Annotated in this window: 17 protein-coding genes and 1 other annotated feature; of the genes, 4 read left to right on the plus strand and 13 right to left on the minus strand. The window is 44.2% G+C overall.

The features are described 5' to 3' along the window. Positions 1-270, minus strand: a 270-nt coding sequence (locus ATL39_RS15765; protein ID WP_170146892.1) for a helix-turn-helix domain-containing protein, incomplete at its 3' end; no start/stop codon positions are given. A gap of 68 nt (positions 271-338) precedes the next feature. Next, positions 339-1,616 carry a tyrosine--tRNA ligase gene (gene tyrS, locus ATL39_RS15770; protein ID WP_281270906.1) on the minus strand — a complete coding sequence of 426 codons (1,278 nt, stop codon included), beginning with the start codon at positions 1,614-1,616 and terminating at the stop codon, positions 339-341. 71 nt (positions 1,617-1,687) lie between these two features. Next, positions 1,688-1,888 (minus strand) — a binding site (T-box leader). A 127-nt stretch (positions 1,889-2,015) separates the two neighbouring features. Here tyrS and ATL39_RS15775 point away from each other — a divergent pair. Beyond that, positions 2,016-5,483 carry a transglycosylase domain-containing protein gene (locus ATL39_RS15775; RefSeq protein ID WP_211327005.1) on the plus strand — a complete coding sequence of 1,156 codons (3,468 nt, stop codon included), beginning with the start codon at positions 2,016-2,018 and terminating at the stop codon, positions 5,481-5,483. A 66-nt stretch (positions 5,484-5,549) separates the two neighbouring features. Here ATL39_RS15775 and acsA read toward each other — a convergent pair whose 3' ends face one another. Continuing rightward, positions 5,550-7,268 (minus strand): acetate--CoA ligase, encoded by a 1,719-nt coding sequence (gene acsA / locus ATL39_RS15780; RefSeq protein WP_120194344.1) that lies wholly within the window; start codon positions 7,266-7,268, stop codon positions 5,550-5,552. Positions 7,269-7,500: 232 nt separating this feature from the next. On the opposite strand from acsA, the gene ATL39_RS15785 reads away from it, so the two are divergent. The 3 genes from ATL39_RS15785 to ATL39_RS15795 are packed head-to-tail and all read left to right on the plus strand — an operon-like array spanning position 7,501 to position 9,969. Next, positions 7,501-8,133 carry a GNAT family N-acetyltransferase gene (locus ATL39_RS15785; protein WP_120194345.1) on the plus strand — a complete coding sequence of 211 codons (633 nt, stop codon included), beginning with the start codon at positions 7,501-7,503 and terminating at the stop codon, positions 8,131-8,133. A gap of 22 nt (positions 8,134-8,155) precedes the next feature. After that, the gene (locus ATL39_RS15790) at positions 8,156-8,797 is read left to right on the plus strand and encodes an acetoin utilization AcuB family protein (protein WP_120194346.1); all 642 of its coding nucleotides are present in this window, start codon (positions 8,156-8,158) and stop codon (positions 8,795-8,797) included. Then, positions 8,797-9,969 carry an acetoin utilization protein AcuC gene (locus tag ATL39_RS15795; RefSeq protein ID WP_120194347.1) on the plus strand — a complete coding sequence of 391 codons (1,173 nt, stop codon included), beginning with the start codon at positions 8,797-8,799 and terminating at the stop codon, positions 9,967-9,969. Before ATL39_RS15790 ends, ATL39_RS15795 begins: the two co-directional genes overlap by 1 nt. A 127-nt stretch (positions 9,970-10,096) precedes the next feature. On the opposite strand, the gene ccpA is transcribed toward ATL39_RS15795, so the two are convergent. From ccpA to ytpR, 10 genes are all read right to left on the minus strand, one after another. Next, positions 10,097-11,101, minus strand: a complete 1,005-nt coding sequence (gene ccpA / locus ATL39_RS15800) for a catabolite control protein A (RefSeq protein WP_120194348.1) — start codon at positions 11,099-11,101, stop codon at positions 10,097-10,099. A 261-nt stretch (positions 11,102-11,362) separates the two neighbouring features. Further along, positions 11,363-12,439 carry a bifunctional 3-deoxy-7-phosphoheptulonate synthase/chorismate mutase gene (locus tag ATL39_RS15805; protein WP_120194349.1) on the minus strand — a complete coding sequence of 359 codons (1,077 nt, stop codon included), beginning with the start codon at positions 12,437-12,439 and terminating at the stop codon, positions 11,363-11,365. A gap of 220 nt (positions 12,440-12,659) precedes the next feature. Beyond that, a complete protein-coding gene (locus ATL39_RS15810) occupies positions 12,660-13,109 on the minus strand; it encodes a YtxH domain-containing protein (protein ID WP_120194350.1) in 450 nt (149 codons plus the stop codon). A gap of 5 nt (positions 13,110-13,114) precedes the next feature. Further along, a complete protein-coding gene (locus ATL39_RS15815) occupies positions 13,115-13,573 on the minus strand; it encodes a DUF948 domain-containing protein (protein WP_120194351.1) in 459 nt (152 codons plus the stop codon). Between the two features lie 189 nt (positions 13,574-13,762). Next, positions 13,763-15,070, minus strand: a complete 1,308-nt coding sequence (murC, locus tag ATL39_RS15820; protein WP_120194352.1) for a UDP-N-acetylmuramate--L-alanine ligase — start codon at positions 15,068-15,070, stop codon at positions 13,763-13,765. 122 nt (positions 15,071-15,192) lie between these two features. Beyond that, on the minus strand, positions 15,193-15,852 hold the full coding sequence (locus ATL39_RS15825) for a hypothetical protein (RefSeq protein WP_120194353.1): 660 nt from the start codon (positions 15,850-15,852) through the stop codon (positions 15,193-15,195). A 17-nt stretch (positions 15,853-15,869) separates the two neighbouring features. Beyond that, on the minus strand, positions 15,870-16,970 hold the full coding sequence (locus tag ATL39_RS15830; RefSeq protein WP_120194354.1) for a nicotinate phosphoribosyltransferase: 1,101 nt from the start codon (positions 16,968-16,970) through the stop codon (positions 15,870-15,872). A gap of 157 nt (positions 16,971-17,127) precedes the next feature. Next, entirely contained in the window at positions 17,128-17,316 is a 189-nt protein-coding gene (locus tag ATL39_RS15835) for a hypothetical protein (RefSeq protein ID WP_120194355.1), read from the minus strand. Positions 17,317-17,511: 195 nt separating this feature from the next. Beyond that, the gene (locus ATL39_RS15840; protein ID WP_120194356.1) at positions 17,512-20,025 is read right to left on the minus strand and encodes a DNA translocase FtsK; all 2,514 of its coding nucleotides are present in this window, start codon (positions 20,023-20,025) and stop codon (positions 17,512-17,514) included. 103 nt (positions 20,026-20,128) lie between these two features. After that, the gene (gene ytpR, locus ATL39_RS15845; protein WP_120194357.1) at positions 20,129-20,761 is read right to left on the minus strand and encodes a YtpR family tRNA-binding protein; all 633 of its coding nucleotides are present in this window, start codon (positions 20,759-20,761) and stop codon (positions 20,129-20,131) included. Positions 20,762-20,791: the final 30 nt, after the last annotated feature.

Genomic DNA, 20,791 nt, shown 5'->3' on the forward strand with positions numbered 1-20,791 from the left:
GAGGCCGAAGGCCTCCGCCGTCTCCTGAAGGGAAGCTCCTCTTTGTTTTCTCCAGTATAAAACATCCCATTTAAAGGAACCAGTGTAGGTGCTTTTTTTCGTTTTTCTTTTTAATCCCTCTCGGCCCAAGAGTCGATAAGCATCGACCCATTCTTTTATCGGACTCATGGACGGTAGCCCATACTTTTTAGCCAACCGTTTATATCCTTTAGGACCGCGAAGGTATTCCTGAACCAGTTGTTCTTTAAACGCATCACTATATTTAGCCAAAGAAAACACCCCAAACGTTAGATTTTACTCTAACTTTTGGGGTGCACTACCAACCGGCTGCTTTTTTTCTACTTAAATGATACTAGCGCGTATTTCTTTTTTCCTCTTCTAACAATAGTGTACCTGCCGCCGATTTTATCTTCAGCGGATAATTGTTTTTGCAGGTCGGTGCACCGGTCACCGTTTATATATACAGCTCCATTTGTAATATCTTCTCTAGCCTGTCGTTTGGAAGGCGACAGTTTTGCTTCAACAAGCGTATCAATTAAACCGGGCTCTTCTTCCGCCCCTGCCTGATGGGTAGGAACATCTTTAAATCCCTGGGCGATTTCTTCTGCGGAAAGCTTCTTCACATCGCCTCCCCCAAATAAGGCTGTGGAGATATTCTGTGCCTGCTCTACTGCTTCTTTACTATGAACAAATGCTGTCAACTCTTCAGCCAGCTTTTGCTGGGCTTCTCTTTTTTCCGGTGCTTCCTGCATTTTCTGTTCATATTCTTTTATTTCTTCCGCCGGAAGGAACGTAAAGTAGTGTAGAAACTTAATAACGTCTCTATCATCTGTATTTATTAAGAACTGGTAAAACTCATACGGCGTCGTTTTAGACGGATCGAGCCAGATTGCTCCTCCTTCTGTTTTACCAAACTTTGTGCCGTCTGCTTTTGTAACAAGGGGAATGGTAAAGCCAAATGCTTCTGCTTTCTGTTCTTCATCCGCACTTTTTCTGCGGATAAGCTCGAGCCCTGCCGTAATATTACCCCACTGATCGCTGCCGCCGATCTGCAGGCGGCAGTTTTTTTCTTTAAACAGATGGAGATAATCCAGGGATTGAAGAATCTGATAGCTGAACTCTGTAAAAGAAATACCATTCTTAATTCTCGATTCCACTGATTCTTTAGAAAGCATATAGTTGACGCCAAAATGCTTTCCAACATCCCGTAAAAACGTAATAACGCTCATTTCCCCAATCCAGTCGAAATTATTTACAATCTCTGCTCCATAGTCTCCCGTAAAATCAAGATGCTTCTGCAGCTGGCTGCGGATTCTCTCGCTGTACATTTTCACTACGTCTTCTTCATTCAGCGACCGTTCCACGCTTTTCCCGCTTGGATCCCCAATAAATCCTGTTGCGCCTCCTACTAAAGCAAGCGGCTTGTGCCCGGCCAGCTGAAACCGGCGCATTGTAATAATAGTAAGCAGGTGACCGATATGAAGACTGTCACCTGTGGGATCGAATCCGCAGTACAGCGTAATGAATTCTTCGTTTAAAAGTGCCTCCAGCCCTTCCCTGTCAGTAACCTGATTTACTAGTCCTCTTTGTTCCAAATCCTGTAAAATAGTCATTATGTCTCTCCTTTTTTGATTTAACCACTCATACGCTGCGGCCATCAGGCAAATAAAAAAAGCCCGCTTTTAATAAAAGGGACGATGTTTACCGCGGTACCACCCTTTTTTAAAAGCAAAGCTTTTCACTCAAGCCGTTAACGGCGGCCGCCGTCTTCATTTACTAAAGAAGCTCGGATAACGTAATTCACTTTTTAATATGTACCGGCTTTCACCAGCCGCCGGCTCTCTGATACAGGGATTAAAAAGCTACTTCATTTCGTCTGCGCTTTTGTATTATTTACGATAATCACCATTTAACACCGTTTTTTCTGAGATGTCAAGCATCGATGCCGATGGCCTCTGGTTTAAATATAGGTCTTTTTTATGCTATAATGAGCTAGAAATTTAGGGGGTCGCTGCATGAAAAATTTTTTATACAAAGCAAATAAACGAGTGGATTGGTTTAGAGGAAAACAGCTGGGAGAAGAATCTTATTCCCGTTCCAATATTATTATAAATATTGTTCTTGTTGCTGTCATTGCTGCTATTTCGTCTATCCTTTTTATCGGATCAGTCGGTGCCGGCTTTTTTGTATCTCTGGTCGATGATCAGGAAGCACTGAATGAAGAGGAAATGCGGGCGGAAATTTATGATTATGAGCAGGCCAGTGATATGTATTTTGCCGGTGGTGAATCTCTCGGCAACGTTCCTGCCGATATTGAAAGAAAGCAGGTACCACTTGATGATATTTCCGATAACCTCGTAGATGCAATCATTGCCACTGAAGATGAAGATTTCTATGACCATGACGGCATCGTGCTTACTGCTTTGTTCCGGGCTACATACCAGGAAATGAGCAATGCAAGCGTCCAGACCGGGGGCAGTACGTTAACCCAGCAGGTTATTAAAAATCAAATTTTAACCAACGAAGTAAGCTTTGAAAGAAAAGCAAAAGAAATTCTGCTTGCCCTTCGTCTTGAAGGATACCTGAGCAAAGAAGAAATTCTGGAAGCCTACCTCAATCTGGTGCCTTTCGGCCGGAATGCAAATGGATTGAATATCGCAGGCGCCCAGTCTGCAGCTGAAGGAATCTTTGGCGTGGAGGCTTCAGAACTCAATATCGCCCAAGCTGCCTTTATTGCAGGACTGCCCCAGAATCCATACGGATATACGCCTTTTGAAAATAACGGAACAGTTAAAGACGAATTCGAAGCAGGCATTAACCGAAAAAACCGCGTATTAAATGATATGAATGAAAAAGGCTACATTTCTGAAGAAGAGTACGATGAAGCAATGGCTTATGATATTGAAGAAAATTTAGCAGAGCCAAGTGATACCGTTACAGATGAGTACCCTTATATCACTAGTGAAGTTCAAAGAGAGGCATCGACAGTTCTGCGCGAGCAGATGCTTGAAGAAGACGATGTAGATCTGGATGCAATGGATGAAGAAGAACGTCAGCAGACGCTTGAACAATATACGGCGGATGCAAGAGAAGATCTCGCCATCGGTGGATATGATATTCATATCACAGTAGATAAAAGTATATATGACGGCATGCAGGAATCCATTGAAAGCTCTACGTGGTTCGGTCCGGATCGCACGAACGGTGACATAACCGAGCAGGAAGAAGTCGGCGCAATGATGATTAATAATGAGACAGGAGCCATCATCAGCTTTGTCGGCGGCAGAGATTATGAAACCCAAAATCTAAATCACGCTACACAAACGTTCAGACAGAACGGCTCCACTATGAAACCGCTCCTTTCCTACGGTCCTCTGCTGGATAGTGGCGAACTACATCCAGGTTCTACTGTAGCGGATGTACCGACAGACTATACTACCGGAACCGAGATCAACAATGCCGGCAGTGGTTTTGAAGGTTTTATCCCTGTCCGCGAAGCACTTCAGCGCTCGCAGAATATTCCTGCGGTCAGGAGTTTCTGGGAGCTGGATCAGGAGGAAGCTAAAGATCACCTGGAAAGTCTTGGCTTCACGAGACTTTCTGAAGAGGAACCCGTTGAATCAACCGCTCTGGGCGGCCTGGAGAACGGTGTTACCGTATCGCAGAATACGAACGCTTTTTCGACATTTGCTAATGAAGGCCAGTACCATGAGAGTTATATGGTAGAACGTATCGAAAAGAAAAATGATGAAGAAGTAACCTACGAACATGAAACGGAAGAAACAGAAATATTTTCACCACAGACGAGCTATTTAATGGTTGATATGCTCCGTGATGTTCTTGAATCACCTGGTACAGCCTCCCAGCTCTCTTCCTACCTCGATGCTGACGGAGACTGGGCCGGAAAAACGGGAACAACAACCGATCAGGTAGACGCCTGGTTTGTAGGAATGAACCCGGAAGTCACGATGGGCATCTGGCTGGGCTATGATAACCGTGAACAGCAGAATCAGCTGGAAAGCCCCTACAACGGCTATTCCTACAGTGAACGCACCCAGAACATATGGGCGGACTTGATGAATGCTGCAAACGAAGCAAACCCTGATGCCATAAATACAGACAGCACCTTTGCAGAACCTGATGGAATCGTTGAACAAGAAATATGCGGTTTATCCGGCCTGCTTGTTTCTCCGATGTGTGAAGAAGCAGGACTCGCTGTAACAGATTTAATGAATGAAGAATTTGTACCAACGGAAGAAGACGACAGCCTGCAGGAAGGCGACCTCGTAGAAATTGACGGAAGCACCTACACTGCCTACGATGAAACACCGGATGACTTTACTCTATCAGGAATTATTATGGATGAAGATTACTTCGAAGATATTGATAACCCGGCAGAGTATTTCCCTGAAGATATAGGAGATATTACGGTAGACCGGGAAGCACCTGATAATGAAAGAGATCCTTCTACTGTTTCAGGGGTATCAGGCAGCGGAGACGAGCTTACCTGGTCGGAACATTCGGATGATGATATTGTCGGCTACAGGATATATGAAGGCAGCAGTGTTGAAGATACTGTTGTAGGAAAAGACAACACTTCCGCCAGCGTTGGATCCGGTACTTTCACTGTCAGAGCCGTAGATACCCGCGGAAGAGAATCTTCTAATTCTGCAAGCACAGACATTTCTTCCGGAACAACGGAGACAGACGACGAAGAATCAAGTAATGATGAAAGCACGGAAGACGAAAGCACTGAATCTACGCCTTCTACTACGCCGGACGAAGATTCCGGAGAATCGGAAGAGTCTTCTGAAGAAAGTTCTTCTACTACAGAAGAAGAAATAAACAGCACTGAGCAGGAACAGGAATCTCCTGAAGAAAGTCCACAAGAAGAAAATAACGACGAAAACAATTCTTCAAATGAAGAAGATTCTGGAAGCAGTAATGGTTCAAATGAAGAGGAAAACTCTTCCGACAACGGCGGCAGTGAAGAACAGACACCTTCAGATAATAATACTGACCCGCCGGCTGAAGAGGATTCTTCTCCTGAACCTGCTGAAGAACCAGAGACTCCGGAGGAATCGGAAGAACCAGCCCCTGAACCGGAAGAAACTCCAGAAGAGCCGCAGGAAGAAGCCCCTGTGGAAGAACCCGCCGATACCAATGGATCAGGTTCAGAAACGGATGAGTCCTCCGGCTCAGAGACTCCGCCTGAGGAAAGCAGTGGTACCAGCACAGAGTCTGAAGAGGAAACCGGTTCTCAAGGCAGCGGCTCTACTCCGGTAAATCGGGAAGAAGAGGAAGAAACTGAAGAAGAAACAGAACCCGATACAGATCCGGAACCTGATTCCAGTCCGGAACCGGATTCCAGTTCGGAATCTGATTCTAGTTCAGAAACGGAGAACAGTTCCGATACCCAGGCAAATGCTGAACCTGAGGAAAATACTGAATCAGAAGACAGCCCGGAACCAGAGGAAGAATAAACCATTTTCCGATCAACTCTCACTAAAACCCCCATTCCTTTTAGGAATGGGGGTTTTTAGCGTATATTATTCTTCCATTGTAGATAGATCACCTGTTGGAAGATCAAGTTCCCATGCTTTAAGCACACGTCTCATGATCTTTCCGCTTCTTGTCTTAGGAAGTTTGTCTCTGAACTCAATTTCACGTGGAGCCGCATGAGCTGCCAGTCCTTCTTTAACGAAGACCCTGATCTCTTCTTTCAGCTCATCAGTTACTTCATAACCGTCGCGAAGCGCAACAAATGCTTTAATAATTTCGCCTCTGACAGGATCCGGTTTACCTATTACTCCGGCTTCAGCAACAGCAGGATGTTCAACCAGTTTGCTTTCTACTTCAAACGGTCCGACACGTTCACCGGACGTCATAATTACGTCATCAATTCTTCCCTGGAACCAGAAGTAGCCGTCTTCATCCATATACGCGGAGTCACCGGAAATGTACCAGCCTGCCACCTCGAAATAGCTGTTAAACTTCTCTTCATTGTTCCAAATCGTTCTCATCATGGAAGGCCATCCGCTTTCTATAGCCAGGTTACCCATTCGATTTGCCGGGAGCTCTTCGCCCTGGTCATTTACAATCGCAGCTTTTACGCCTGGAATCGGCTTGCCCATAGAACCGGGCTTTATTTCCATTGATGGGAAATTACAGATCATCTGCGCCCCTGTTTCAGTCATCCACCACGTATCATGAATACGAAGGTTGAATACTTCTTCGCCCCATCTTACCACTTCGGGATTAAGAGGTTCGCCTACGCTTAAAATATGTCTTAATTTGGAAAGATCATATTTTTTTACTACTTCATCCCCTGCGCTCATCAGCATTCTAAAGGCTGTTGGAGCACTGTACCATACTGTTACTTTATAATCCTGCAGTGTCTGGTACCAGTCCTGCGGGCTGAAACGGCCTCCTCTCACTACGTTGGTAGCTCCGGCAAGCCATGGGCCGAAAATGCCGTAGGATGTTCCTGTAACCCAGCCTGGGTCGGCTGTGCACCAGTATACATCGTCGTCTTTTAGATCAAGCACCCATTTTGCTGTCTGGTAGTGCTGCAGCATAGCATTATGGACATGAAGCACGCCTTTTGGCTTACCTGTAGAACCGGAAGTATAATGAAGAATCATTCCATCTTCTTTATCCATCCATTCCGGCTCGAATTCGTCGCTGGCGGCACTCATTCTTGAATTAAAGTCCAGATACGGACCTTCTTCTTTTACATCTTCTCCGTAAATAAATACCGTATCGAGTGCAGGAAGATCATCTACAGGCACTCTTTCCAATAAAGTAGGCGTTGTAAGAAGACCCTTTGCACTGCTGTCTTCCAGGCGGTCTCTGACTGCGCCTTCCATGAAGGCTTCAAACAACGGCCCTACAATTGCTCCTGCCTTAATAGCACCCAGAATAGCAAAATACAGCTCGGGGGACCTTGGCATGAAAATAAATAAGCGGTCTCCTTTTTCGATTCCTGCTTCTTTTATCATATTTGCTGCTTTATTTGTATGCTTTTTCATCTGCTCAAACGTATATTCTTCATTTCGTTCAGCGTCGCTGTAATACAGTGCTATTTGATCTTTCTTTTCAGGCATATCCGCGTACCGGTCAATCGCTTCATGAGCCAGATTTATTTTACCTGTCTCATACCAGGAAAATTCTTTCTCAATATCCTCCCATTTAAATGTCTTCACTGTATCTTCATAACTTTTTAAATTGTGATCTCCGTCTCTTGGAGGAAGCGCTTTCAGTTGCATTGATGATCGACCCCTTCTGCTAAATGATATGTGTTCTATTACACATTATAATATAATATGAATATTTCTTCAATTTATAATCTGGCAAATTTAGGCTTTCTGACGCTGACTATTAGTTACTGTAGGGATTCTGCCGAAGAAATTCCCTTAAATCCCCAATATTTTTTTCAGGTGTTGTATAATAAAAGTAATTCTATCATTAGTTCATTATATGCTAAAAGGTGGTACTTGGATGAACCATAAGAAGAAATACTATTCGAAGGAACTGGAATTCAACGGCAGAACACTGCTTATTGAAGGTCCTATATCCGGAAAAAAAATTCATGAGTACGAACTGCACGAAGGACTGGTCGCTTTCCGTTCTCCATCTGAACAAAAGAAAGCGCTTATTAGTATTGCCGACCTTCCCGAAGGCCGTATTAACGTTGTAGTGGACGACAACACAATTGTCGGTTACGTCACGTTTGTGTATCCGGATCCCCTGGAACGCTGGTCGGAAGCAGAAATGGAAGAACTCCTTGAACTTGGTGCGATCGAGGTAGCAAAAGACTACCGGGGAGCTAAACTAGGCTCCAATCTGCTTACTTTCTCCATGCTTGATGATGCGGTGGAGGATTTTATTATCATCACAACAGAATATTACTGGCACTGGGATTTAAAAGGAAGCGGCCTGAGCATTTGGGAATATCGAAAAGTAATGGAAAAAATGATGAATGCCGGCGGTCTCGAATGGATGGCAACAGACGATCCGGAAATCAGCTCCCACCCGGCCAACTGCCTTATGGTACGTGTCGGCAGCAGAGTTTCCCAATCTTCCATGCAGAAATTCGATGCTATCCGGTTCACTAACCGCTTCATGTACTAACTGCAAAAAGGAGGACATAAATATGCTCGTTGAAGAGATTATGAAAACAGACATGGTAAAAATAAACAAAGATACTACCATTCAGGAGGCAATGGATCTGCTGCAGAAACACCGTATCCGTCATATTCCTGTTGTTGATGAGGATATGCTGATTGTAGGTATCGTTTCCGACCGTGACATAAGAGATGCGAGTCCATCTGTGTTTCAGCTGAATGCTTTGAAAGAAGAATTAAACCGTCCTGTGTCGGATATTATGAAGTACCCTGTTATTACAGCCCACCCGCTCGATTTTGTAGAGGAAGCAGCCGTTGTATTATTTGAAAACGATATCAGCGCCCTCCCTGTCGCTGTTGACGATAAACTTGTCGGTATGCTGACAGAAACTAAAGTTCTTCATACTATTGTAAAGCTTACCGGGGCCCATCAGCCTTCCTCACAAATTGAGGTAGTCGTTCCAAACATTTATGGTCATCTGGCTGACCTGTCAGCTTTATTCAAAAAGCATAAAATTAATATAACGAGCGTACTCGTTTATCCAAGCGAAGACCTCACACATAAAGTGCTTACCTTCCGGGTTCAGACGATGGACCCCCGGCCGACCATGAGAATGATTGAAGAAGCAGGCTATCATGTAAAGTGGCCTCACTTTCCGGGGATAGAGTAATGACTAAGGATGCTGTTTTCGTCTATTCAGAGGACCAGATGCAGTATAAGTTTAATGATGACCATCCTTTTAACCATCTGCGTCTTCGTTTAACCTATGACCTTCTTCTTTCCCTGGATGTTATTCAGGAAGACGACATACTTACTCCCCGTATGGCAACAGACGAAGAAATTAACCTCTTTCATGATGACGCTTACATTGAAGCTGTTCAGGCAGCTGGTAAGGGTACATTGAGTGAGGGAATTGCTGCCAACTACGGGATAGGTACAGAGGATACCCCTATTTTCAAAAATATGCATGAAGCATCTGCCCTGCTCGTAGGCGGTACACTGACCGCCGTAGACGCCGTTATGCAGAATAAAGCTCAGCACGCCCTGCATCTTGGCGGCGGGCTGCACCATGGGTTCCGCGGCCGTGCTTCAGGCTTTTGCATATATAACGACAGTGCGATTGCGATTGAATACATGCGCCGTCATTACGGAGCCCGTGTGCTGTATATTGATACCGATGCCCATCACGGCGATGGTGTGCAGTGGGCGTTTTATGACACGCCGGATGCCTGTACTCTTTCCATTCATGAAACGGGCCGGTACTTATTCCCCGGCACTGGAAGCGTTAATGAAAAAGGACAGGGCCAGGGATTTGGTTTTTCTATTAACGTGCCGGTGGATGCTTTTACGGAAGATGATTCGTTTATCTCCTGCTACGAAACGGCGATAGAAGAAGCTGCTGCTTTTTTTAAACCTGACGTCATTCTCACTCAAAACGGCGCGGACGCTCATTACTACGATCCTTTGACTCATCTGTCCTCCACTATTAAAACATTCGAAATGATCCCCCGCCTAGCGCACAAGCTTGCGCATAAATACTGCGGAGGAAAATGGATTGCCGTAGGCGGCGGAGGATATGATATCTGGAGAGTTGTACCAAGAGCATGGTCTATGCTGTGGCTGGAAATGATAAACCGTCAGGATCTTTTAAAGCATCCAATCCCGCCTCAATGGATAGAAACCTGGCAGGAGCAGTCGCCGCACCCGCTTCCGGATAAATGGACAGATCCGGAAGATATGTATGAGCACATTCCCCGTCAGGCAGAGATAACCGGAAAAAATGAAAAAACACTGGAAAAATCGCTGTACTATATTCGAAATGAAAAGAAAACGAAGAAATAAAAATAAGGCACCGCTTCTGTCTGCAGGCGATTATGAACGCTTCAGCCGCAATAAAATCCCATATAAAAAAGCTGCGTCTCTCAAACAGAGATGCAGCTTTTTCTGCGGACCAAACTATTAAGTCCTGTTATTTCAGCGTACTTGAGTTTCTATATTCCAATCTATGCGGAAGTACTACTACTTTTTCATCTACTTCTTCTTTGTTCATATACTTTGTCAGCAGTCTCATCGATACCGCACCAATATCATACATAGGCTGCACTACTGTCGTCAGTGTTGGTCTCACCATAGTTGCAAGACGCGTATTATCAAAGCCAATTACTTCTACTTCTTCCGGCACTTTTTTTCCTTGATCCTGAAGGCCGTGAATAACTCCTAAAGCCATCTCGTCTGTTCCTGCAAAAATAGCACTCGGCGGATTGCTCACTTTCATGAGTGTATCTGCGGCCTGAATACCGGAATCATACGTATAGTCGCCGATGGCTACTAAAGAGTCATCAAAGTCGAGGTTTTTTTCAGTAAATGCTTTTTTGTAGCCGCTGAACTTCTGAAATCCGTTCACCGGATCCTCGAGAGAACCGGACACCATACCTACACGGCTGTGTCCAGCCTCTATAAGCTCTGTCACTGCATCAAAAGAAGCCTGCTGGTAGTCAATGTTCACTGAAGGAAGTTCGCCGTCCTGATCCACTGTGGCAGCCAGTACTACCGGCACAGGAGAACGCTTGAACTGCGTCACATGTTCTTCCGTGATTTCACCGCCCATAAATAAAATTCCATCCACCTGTTTTTCCAACAGCGTGTTAATCAGGCTGATCTCTTTATCCTTATTCTGATCGGAGTTGCACAGAATAATATTGTACTTGTACATGGTTGCAATATCTTCAATACCACGGGCTAATTCAGCGAAAAAGATATTGGCAATGTCCGGGATAATGACTCCTACCGTGGTTGTTTTTTTGCTCGCAAGTCCTCTTGCGACAGCATTTGGACGATACCCCAGCCGTTCAATGGCATCGAGCACCTTTTTTCTTGTTGCCGGCTTTACATTCGGGTTTCCGTTTACTACACGGGACACCGTAGCCATCGATACTCCCGCTTCTCTTGCTACGTCATAAATAGTTGTATTCAATGAAAGGCCTCCTTTTTTTCCATCTTTACTTCATACATTTATTGCTATCATATTATAACTTAAGGAGGTTCTGCAATTCCTTTAAGCCTTATTCTTGTGTATTTCATGAAAATTTATTAATTTTTTCATAAAATATTTCCTATACGATCTTATTCTATTTTCCTGTGTATAGCAAATAATAAAGCGTTTTATCCAAACAAAAACAAAAGAGGCGAGAATCGAACCAGGTCGATTACTCTCCTCTTTTATCGTTTGAATCGTTTAGTATTTGTATAGTCCTGAGTCACGAAGCGATGTCAGGAAATCCTGGAACTGTGGAATGTTCATCTGCTGGGCAGAGTCGGAAAGCGCTACGGCAGGATCCGGGTGTACTTCCGCCATAACAGCATCTGCTCCAATAGCAAGTGCAGCTTTCGCTGTTGGAAGAAGCAGGTCTCTTCTGCCTGTTGAGTGTGTTACGTCCACAAGGACCGGAAGATGGGTCTCCTGCTTTAAAATAGGCACGGCTGAAATATCAAGCGTGTTGCGCGTTGCTTTTTCATACGTACGGATACCGCGCTCACAAAGCATAATGTTTGAATTACCTTCGGAACTGATATATTCTGCTGCATTGATGAATTCATCAATCGTCGCAGAAAGGCCTCTTTTCAACAATACAGGTTTATCTACTTTACCAACTTCTTTTAAGAGTTCAAAGTTCTGCATGTTTCTTGCGCCAATCTGGATAACATCGATGTATTCTGTAGCCATTTCTACATCTTTCGGGCTTACAATTTCGCTGATAACAACCATATCAAGTTCATCTGCTACTCTTTTAAGAATTTCGAGGCCTTCTTTACCGAGACCCTGGAAATCATAAGGAGACGTTCTCGGTTTAAACGCTCCACCTCTGAGAAGCTTCAGTCCCTGCGCTTTCATTGCTTTAGCTACTTCGTATACCTGCTCGTAGCTTTCTACTGAACATGGGCCAAGAATAAGGCGCTGATTGCCGTCTCCTATAGTCTCTCCTTTAAGATCAACGATAGTATCTTCCTGTTTCTTTTTACGTGATACAAGAAGGGCTTTACGGTTGTCATCTTCCTGAATTTCCAGACTTGCTTTGAAGATCTGCTTAAATAAATGCTGAACCGTAGACGTTTCAAAAGGTCCTTTATTGTTTTCAGCAATTAAATCAAGCATGTTTCTTTCTCTTACCGGATCAAATCTATTTTTACCTCCTGTATCTTTCACCTGGCCGATTTTTTTAGCCAAAGAAGCTCTTTCATTAATCAAATCCAAAATTTGAAGGTTTACTTTATCTAGCTCGTCTCTTAGTGCATCCAGCTGTTCGTTACTCATAACCTGCTCCACTCCCTAGTCTTTTCTGCTTTTTATGATTATACTGCTATTATAAACGAAGTTTATTACTATGTCAGCCTTTTTTTCTTTATTAATTAGACGCTTTTAAGCGTTAAAGCGTTTTATGCTGAATCAAAAGCTTTTATTCAATAAATTTTGTTATAAAATTTTGTTTGATCCCATTAAAAAGCCCGCATTTTTAGATGCGGGCTTTTTCCTTTTAATTTGAAGGTTTGTTATTGTTCAAGTCGGATTGAAGTTTTTCTACTTCTGATTTAATTTTTGAAGACTGCTCGCTGTCTGCGTGCTCCAGCTCTTCTGTTAATTCATCAGCAAGCTCATCCGCCGTTTTCTCTGAATCGCTTTTCACGTTGCCGGCTGCATCGGATGCAGCTGACTTTACTCTGTCATAAAATTCATTGGAGTTTTCGCTGACGCTTTTGGCAATAGTAGATGATTTTTCCTTAGCTGTAGACGCCCACTGCGATCCTTTATCATAAGCGGTGCTTGTGAAGTCGGAAGTTCTGGTGGTAGCTGATTTGGTGCTGTCCGTAATATCAGTACGGAGTTCGCTTCCAGACTTAGGAGCAAGCAGCAGTGCGGCGCAGGCGCCTGCAATACCGCCAATCAGCGTGCCAATCAAAAAATCTTTTGAATTAGTATCTGCCATTTTGATTATCCCCCAGTCGTCGTATTCGTATTTTGAGCCGTTGATTCGGGATGCGGCTGTCTTGCCTGCCATCTCGTGTATAAGTCAATAGCTGCGTTTCCCCACTGCATTGCGCGGGCTACCTGATCAGACTGATGTTTGGACTGCGTCGTAACGGTATCAGACATTTCTTTAAAAGTGTAATTTATTGATTGCACTGAATCACCAACATCTTTCAACGACTCAAACAGTCCATTCAAAGATTGGGATTTTTTCTGTACATCATCCACAATTAATGTTGATTTCTGTACAAGATGTTCCGACTCCGTTGTGATACCTTCTACTTGTTTCTCTACACGGTCCAGCGTTCCTGCCACGTTCTGCATCGTGCTTGAAGCAGCTTTAAGCGTCTGGACAATGAATATAACAAGCACAGCAAACGCTATTGCAACGATTAATGCGCTTATGTAGAGTAAGATTTCCATAAACGTACTGCACCTCCTTCTTTACCTATTTTAAATACCACTCTTACTGGAAAGTGAAACATTAATATTATCATTCTTTCTCTATTTTAACTAAATTTTCTTATAAGAAAAGAAGGTTTTATCTTTTTATTGAATTTTCCTCCGTCTTTCATAAAAAAAAGCACCTGTATCTTAACAGGCGCTTTATCTTTATTCCGGCACGTTCGCTACATTTTCGTAGGCCTTTTGAAATTTTTGAATATCGCCGGCACCCATGAATAAAATAACGCCGTCTTTGTGCTTACTAAGCTGATCCATATCTTCTTCGGAAATCAAAGAGGCTCCTGGAATTTTTCTCTGAAGGTCTTCGATTGTTAATTCTGTATTCTGCTCACGGGCAGATCCAAATATGCTGCAAAGATAAACATGGTCCGCCTGCTTCAGGCATTCTGCAAAATCATCCAAAAATGCCTGGGTTCTTGAGAACGTATGAGGCTGAAAAACAGCAATTACTTCTCTGGTGCTGTATTTCTGCCGGGCTGATTCAATGGTTGCCTTAATTTCTGTTGGGTGATGGGCATAATCATCGATCAATATTTGATTGTCGACTTTCTTCTCTGAAAACCGGCGCTTCACGCCGCCGAAGCTCTCCAGCTGTTTCTTGATAATTTCTGCCGGCATTTCCTCATAGTGGCAGAGTGCAATAACTCCCAGTGCATTGAGCACATTGTGGCGGCCAAAGCCGGGAATGGAGAACGTACCATAACGATCTCCTCTAATATGCACATCAAATGAAGTGCCCGCTTCACTCGTCTGAATATTATCCGCATTAAAATCATATTTACCATCAATGCCGTAATACATAATTGGGACAGAGGCATGCAGGCTCTGCAGGTGCTCATCATCACCACAGGCTACAATACCTTTTTTCACGCCCTGTGCCATTTCCTGAAAAGCATCGACTACATCGTCTACGTCTTTAAAGTAATCGGGATGATCAAAATCAATGTTTGTCATAATCGCATAATCCGGCTGATATTCCAGGAAGTGACGACGGTACTCACATGCTTCAAACGCAAAAAACGCACTGTTTTCCTCGCCTTTTCCTGTCCCATCTCCAATTAGATAGGAAGTCGGTTTATATGCTCTCAGCACGTGGGCTAAGAGACCTGTCGTTGACGTCTTACCGTGGGAGCCAGCTACGGCAATAGAAGTAAAACGGTTTGCAAATTCTCCGAGAAACACCGGGTATTCCATAACAGTCATACCCAATTCTTTTGCACGCTTTACTTCTTCATGATTTTCCCCGTAGGCAGCTGAAGAGATAAGAACCTGGCCTTCCTTAATGTTCTCTTCCTGAAAGGGATAGATGGGAATGCCTCTTTCTTCGAGAGGAAGCTGTGTAAAGAATGGCTTCTCTACATCAGAACCTTGTACTGGTATCTTCATATCATGCAGGATTTGTGCCAACGCACTCATTCCTGATCCTTTAATTCCAATTAGATGGTGCGTATTCATGTTAAATACCTCCAGTATTCATCCTGCTGTAGGGCAGGGACCTTTAAATCAAGTCTCAGGCAAACACTTCATCATTATAGCAGATAGGTGCCTGCCGTCCAATAAATGTCCTTATAATCCTGCTAATGACCTAGAACATGCCTGTACCATATAATACCATGATCTTTTGCAAAAAGTCTCTTGTATTCCGGGGAACGCCTGCCATTTTTTTCGCTGTTCCAATAATAGTCTGCTTCTTTTTCATTTAAGCAAACCGGCGCCGGTCTATGAAGGGAATACGTTTTGCCGCGGTATGTAATCGTTCGTACGAGCACAACGGGTAATGGGAAGGGATCAGCTGCTTCGGATGGAAATAGATGAACGGTTGATTTAGAAGGGGTCTCCAGAAAAAACCGCCCATCTAAAATGGAACCTTTGCGTTCATTTATGGAAAATAGTTCAAGAGCTGACACCATAATCAGCGCAGCCAGCTGGCGCTGGGTCGAAGAAAGCGAGGCTGCCTCCGCTTTAATAAACTGATCAAACAGCCTGGAGCCCGCGACGCTTTTATAGTCGTATTTCATCCAGTCCAAAAAATTTATATTCCATTCCCCTTGTTCGAGCTCAGCAGTCGGACACCCGGTCCATTCTTCAAATAAATGTTTCGCCCTCACTTTTTCACGAAGATTGGTATGGGCCTCCACCCATTCCGAAAAACGGCTCAATAAAGAAATCAGCGCTTCATCCGCCTCCGCCTGCTGCTGCTTTTTGTATGCCTGAAAATCAGGAATATCATTTGACATGAGGCACCCCTGCTTTTCTAATTAATTTTTTCCAAACGTGGATTCGGCCGGTGTTTCCTGCCTGATTTTGCTTCATGTTCTCCATTAAGAAGCACGTTGTCACCTGTGAAGCCAATATGAATTTTAAGAAGGCTGCCCCCGACCCCGTACATATCAATCGGAACCTGCTGGTCTTCATACATCGCGATCCGGTCGACTGTAAAACCGCCGCTGGCTACAATTTTCACATGCTGAAAACCTTCTGCATCAAGTGCTTCACGAAGAGCGAATATAAGCTCCGGATTAACGCCTCGTGGATCAAAAGCCCCCATCACTTCCGGGTTTCTGCAGAAATACTGATCTACTACTCCGTTGGATGTGTCCACTCGCACTCCTTTTAAATCTTCTCCAAAGGCACGGGCTACTTTTAATGCATCCGTAATAACATCATTATTATAATCAACCAGCGCCATCAGCTCATCTTCCGGATATGTCTCCTTGTAAGCTCTCGTAGCTTCAACGATATCTCCCTGGAACAGCTGAATTAAAGCGTGGGGCATCGTTCCCATTCCTTTTTTTCCCCACCATTCGCTCATCGCATGCGTAGCCTGGGCCGTTGAACCGCCTATATGTGCGGAGTAGCCGTCTCCTGCCTGCTGCGTAAAGTGATCATCTCTGTCGCCCATAAAAATGACTGGCTTCTGCCTGCCGGAACGACGGGCTGCTTTTACTACGTCATATACGTTTGTTGCCACTGAAGTTCTTCTCGCGAAAATACCATCGATGACCCCTTCCAGAAAACCAAAGTTCTGATAAGGTCCTGTTACAGAAAGAACTGTCTCATAAGGAGCCACTTTATCTCCATCTTTTAAAGACAGAATCTCCAGGCTTTCCGGATCTTCCGCAAATGTTTTAATTAAAGCAATGACTTCATCCGTGCCGCACAGTACCGCATTTTCTTTTTGAAAAAACTGCGTAGTAACAATATCTTTGGTTTTATACTTTCTGGCAATTTCTCTTGTTTTTAAAAAGTAAACAGCAGAAAACCAGCCTTCTCCCACCCGCTCATCAAACTTGAATGTCTTATTTGTTAAACGGCTGATCTCTCCGCGCATCTTATATTCTATTTCTTTTGGCATAAACAGACTCCTTGTATACTGGGCCTTTACGATAGTTTCGGGGCCGTATCTTTATTTAGTAGATAATCTTAAAATGAAGTCCGCGCATGATGCCGCGGACTTCATTTGATTGATAGGCAGTATTCCAGATAACGGTGCCTGCCTAAATCGTATTCATTTAGTGAATCAAGGCGGTTTTTCCTTGTTCCATAATAACTGCTTCTACTATTTCCTGTGCATCTTCTGCTTTCACGCTGCCAAATCCGTACTGCAGCACAATCGAAATATTTTTTTCGTAATCTGTTAACAAAGCCAGAACCTCCGGATAAACAAACTCCAAAAGAATGTTCAGCTGAATCTGTTCCATAAGAGCTCCCTCCCTGGTTGTAAGAAATCAGCTTGCCTGGAAAGCATGACAGCAGTTCCGCATAAGCGGCCTGCCTGTTTGTTTGAAGCCTTAGGAAAATGGTTGTTACATTTGTTATCTCTTATCATATAGAACCTTAAAGTAATTGACAAGACTTTGCATTTAAAAGGAGAAATGCAGGGCACCTGCCAGGTCTTAGGAGTGGCTCATGTCTTCTAGTTCTCTCGGCGAAACAAGTACCTTTCTCGGCTTGCTTCCCATAGCTTCTGACACAAATCCTTTTGCTTCCATCAGGTCAATCAGCTTGGCTGCCCGGTTGTAGCCGATGGAAAACTTTCTCTGAAGCAGGGAGGAGGAAGCCCCGCGGTGCTCGCTGACAAACACGCAGGCTTCTTCAAATAAATCATCCTGGACTTCAACAGCTTCGGTCTGCTTTATTAATTCATCCTGTTCGATAAAGTAATCCGGCTTGCTTTGATTTTTCACGAAATCTGTCACTGCCTCAATTTCTTCATCGGTTACAAACGTACCCTGAACCCGAATCGGCTTGGGCGCTCCATTTGGATAAAACAGCATATCGCCTTTTCCGATCAGTCTTTCTGCTCCACCCATATCAAGAATCGTACGTGAATCAATCTGGGAAGATACCGCAAACGCTGTTCTGGAAGGGATATTGGATTTAATCAATCCGGTAATAACATCTACAGAAGGACGCTGGGTCGCAAGAAGCAGATGAATGCCGCATGCCCTTGCTTTCTGGGCAATCCGGCAGACTGAATCTTCTACTTCCTGAGGGGACACCATCATTAAGTCGGCTAATTCATCAATCACAATGACAATGTAGGGCATTTTAGACGCATAATTTCCCTGCTTTTGCATTTTTTCGTTATATTTTCTGCTGTCTCTTACTCCTTCATGCGCAAGTTTTCTGTAGCGGTCTTCCATTTCCTGAACCGCCCATTTCAGACCTGCTGTTGCTTCTTTTGCATCATGAATAACCGGAGTCACGAGATGGGGAATATCTTTATAGGCAGCGAGTTCCACCATTTTTGGATCGATCAGCATCAGCTTTAAATCCTCTGGAGAAGCTTTATAGAGCAGACTTATCAATATAGAGTTAATACAGACACTTTTCCCTGACCCTGTAGCACCGGCTATCAGCCCATGGGGCATCGTCTGCAGATCTGCTGTAATCGGGGCACCGGATATATCAAGGCCAAGCGCTACCGTCAGCGGAGACTCGCTGCGGATGAATACGTCCCGGCGCAGAATCTCTCTTAAAAATACAGGCTGGCTTTCTGCATTAGGCACTTCGATTCCAATGGCATTTTTCCCCGGGATCGGGGCTTCCATCCGAAGATCTTTCGCAGCCATAGCAAGCTTAATGTCGTCTGTCAGATTAGTGATCTTATTCACTTTCACTCCCGGCGCCGGTTGAACTTCGAACCTTGTAACGGAAGGTCCTTTTGTTACTTCGGAAACCACGGCTTTTACATTAAAATTGCGAAGCGCTGCTTCAAGCTGCTCCTGCTGTGCGGCCAGTGATGCCTCATCATCATTTGAGACACGAAGCGGCGGGTTTAATAAAGAAAGAGAAGGATAAATATAGCCGCCTTTGTTTTTTCTGCCGGCCGGCTGAGAGTTCAACCTCCGTTTTGCAGGCATCATTACATTATACGGATTCTTTTCCCGTGTTTCTTCTGAAGCGGTTTCCGGCCTGGTTTCTGTTGCTGTGCTTGATGGTTTTTCCTGGGAACGTGTCTCTTCGAAAGAAAGAGTACGCACCTTCGATTCTTCTTTTCTGCCGGTCTGTTCATTTATTTCGTCTTTCACTTCGATGACCGGAGCCCGGCGCGCTTCTATTTTCCGCTTTTCATTCGGCTTTGGAATGTCTATTTTTTCACCAGCGGGGGGATTTGAAGGTTGCTTTTCTTGTTCCTCCGGGTAAAGATAAGCTTTTTTTTTAAGCTCTTTCTGTTCGAAAGAAGGAGGTGCTTCCGTTTGTTTCTGTTGATATTCCCGGTTTTTCTGCTCATCGGCCTTCGGTATATCTGTTTGTTTGTATTCTGGTTTTTTCTTTAACGAGTCGCGGTGCAGCGGGAAATTTTCATAACCAAATACAGGAGAAGGAATGTGTCGTGCTTTAAAGTCCCTCCCCTGGAAGTAGCCTGACTCTGTCTTGTCGGAAGCGGCCGGTTCATGAACCGGGTCCATCCGCTTCTCCGGACGTTTTGGCTTCTGATAAGGTTCTGCCGGACGTTTTTCTGTTCTTTGTGATGGTCGTTTCTCTGTTTTTGGAACGAAAGCCGGCCTGTCTTTTTTATTCCGTTCAAACGCAGGTATATCATAGATGTTCTGCCGGCGCTGTCTGGCAGCGCTGTTTGCTTCCTGTTCTCCCGGCTCCTGCTGTTCCACGTCTGCTTCTGTTTCATCGAGGGACAGCGGAAAGCGGAATTGACCTTTCTGCGGATAATGATGAAGTACACGCTGTTCTTTTTTCTTTTCTCGTTTAAATGGTTCCACAGGCTCTGCCTGATTTATTTTTTTATCTGTCATATTTATAGGAGTTAAAGGGGGCTGTTTCACGCGGCCCTTCTGATTAGGTTCACTTGTTGGTTTTTCATTTTTTTCTTCAATATAATCATTTTCATCTTCGCCGAGAAAAAATGATTGAAGGGACTGCATCCATCGTTGAAATGATCCGGCCATTTATATTTCACTCCTGTCGGTGTTAAGCTTAAGTATCAGCCGTTCTTTCTCTATTGTAAAGGAGCAGGAAAAAATCCACTAGCCCCGCTAGTGGATTTATTCGTTATTTTTCACTTTTTTTTGCGTGATATTGGGATAAAAAGTCCTCTCCGGTCGTATATTCTTCATTTAGGATATAAATTCCCTCTTTTTGAAGGTGGGAAGGCAGGACAAGTTCTTTTGCAGAACAAATCATTCCGTTGGAAGCCACGCCGCGGAGTTTTGATTTTTTTATTTTCATTCCAGTCGGCATATAGGCACCTGGAAGCGCAACGGGCACTTTCTGGCCTTCTTCGATATTGGAAGCTCCGCAGACAATCTGCGTAGTTCCGCTGCCGATATTAACCTGACAGACGTTCAGCTTATCCGCATCCGGATGCTTTTCAATCTCCTCAAGATAACCTACTACAAAAGAAGGTTCAGCCGGCACTGCCACCGTTTCTTTCACTCCATTTTCATCGAGCGCCTTCTGGATTAACGCCACCAGCTCTTCATCCACTGCAAGCATTCCCTCCCCGTGAATCGTTCCATAGGAAGAAGCGGAAAAGATTGTATAACCGGTCGTTTCCTTTGTTTGTTCGTGGTAAAGCCTCGCTACGCTGCCGAGTACTTCTGTTTTTCTTTTTTCTTTTGCAATTTCTTTTAAAGAGACAAGTAGTGTATCTCCAATACCCTGTTTGTTATAAAAAACGTTCATGATTGTAAGCTCTCCTTTTTCTGCACATTC

It is taken from the genome of Sinobaca qinghaiensis (assembly GCF_003610495.1).
GTDB classification, from domain to species: Bacteria; Bacillota; Bacilli; order Bacillales; family Marinococcaceae; genus Sinobaca; species Sinobaca qinghaiensis.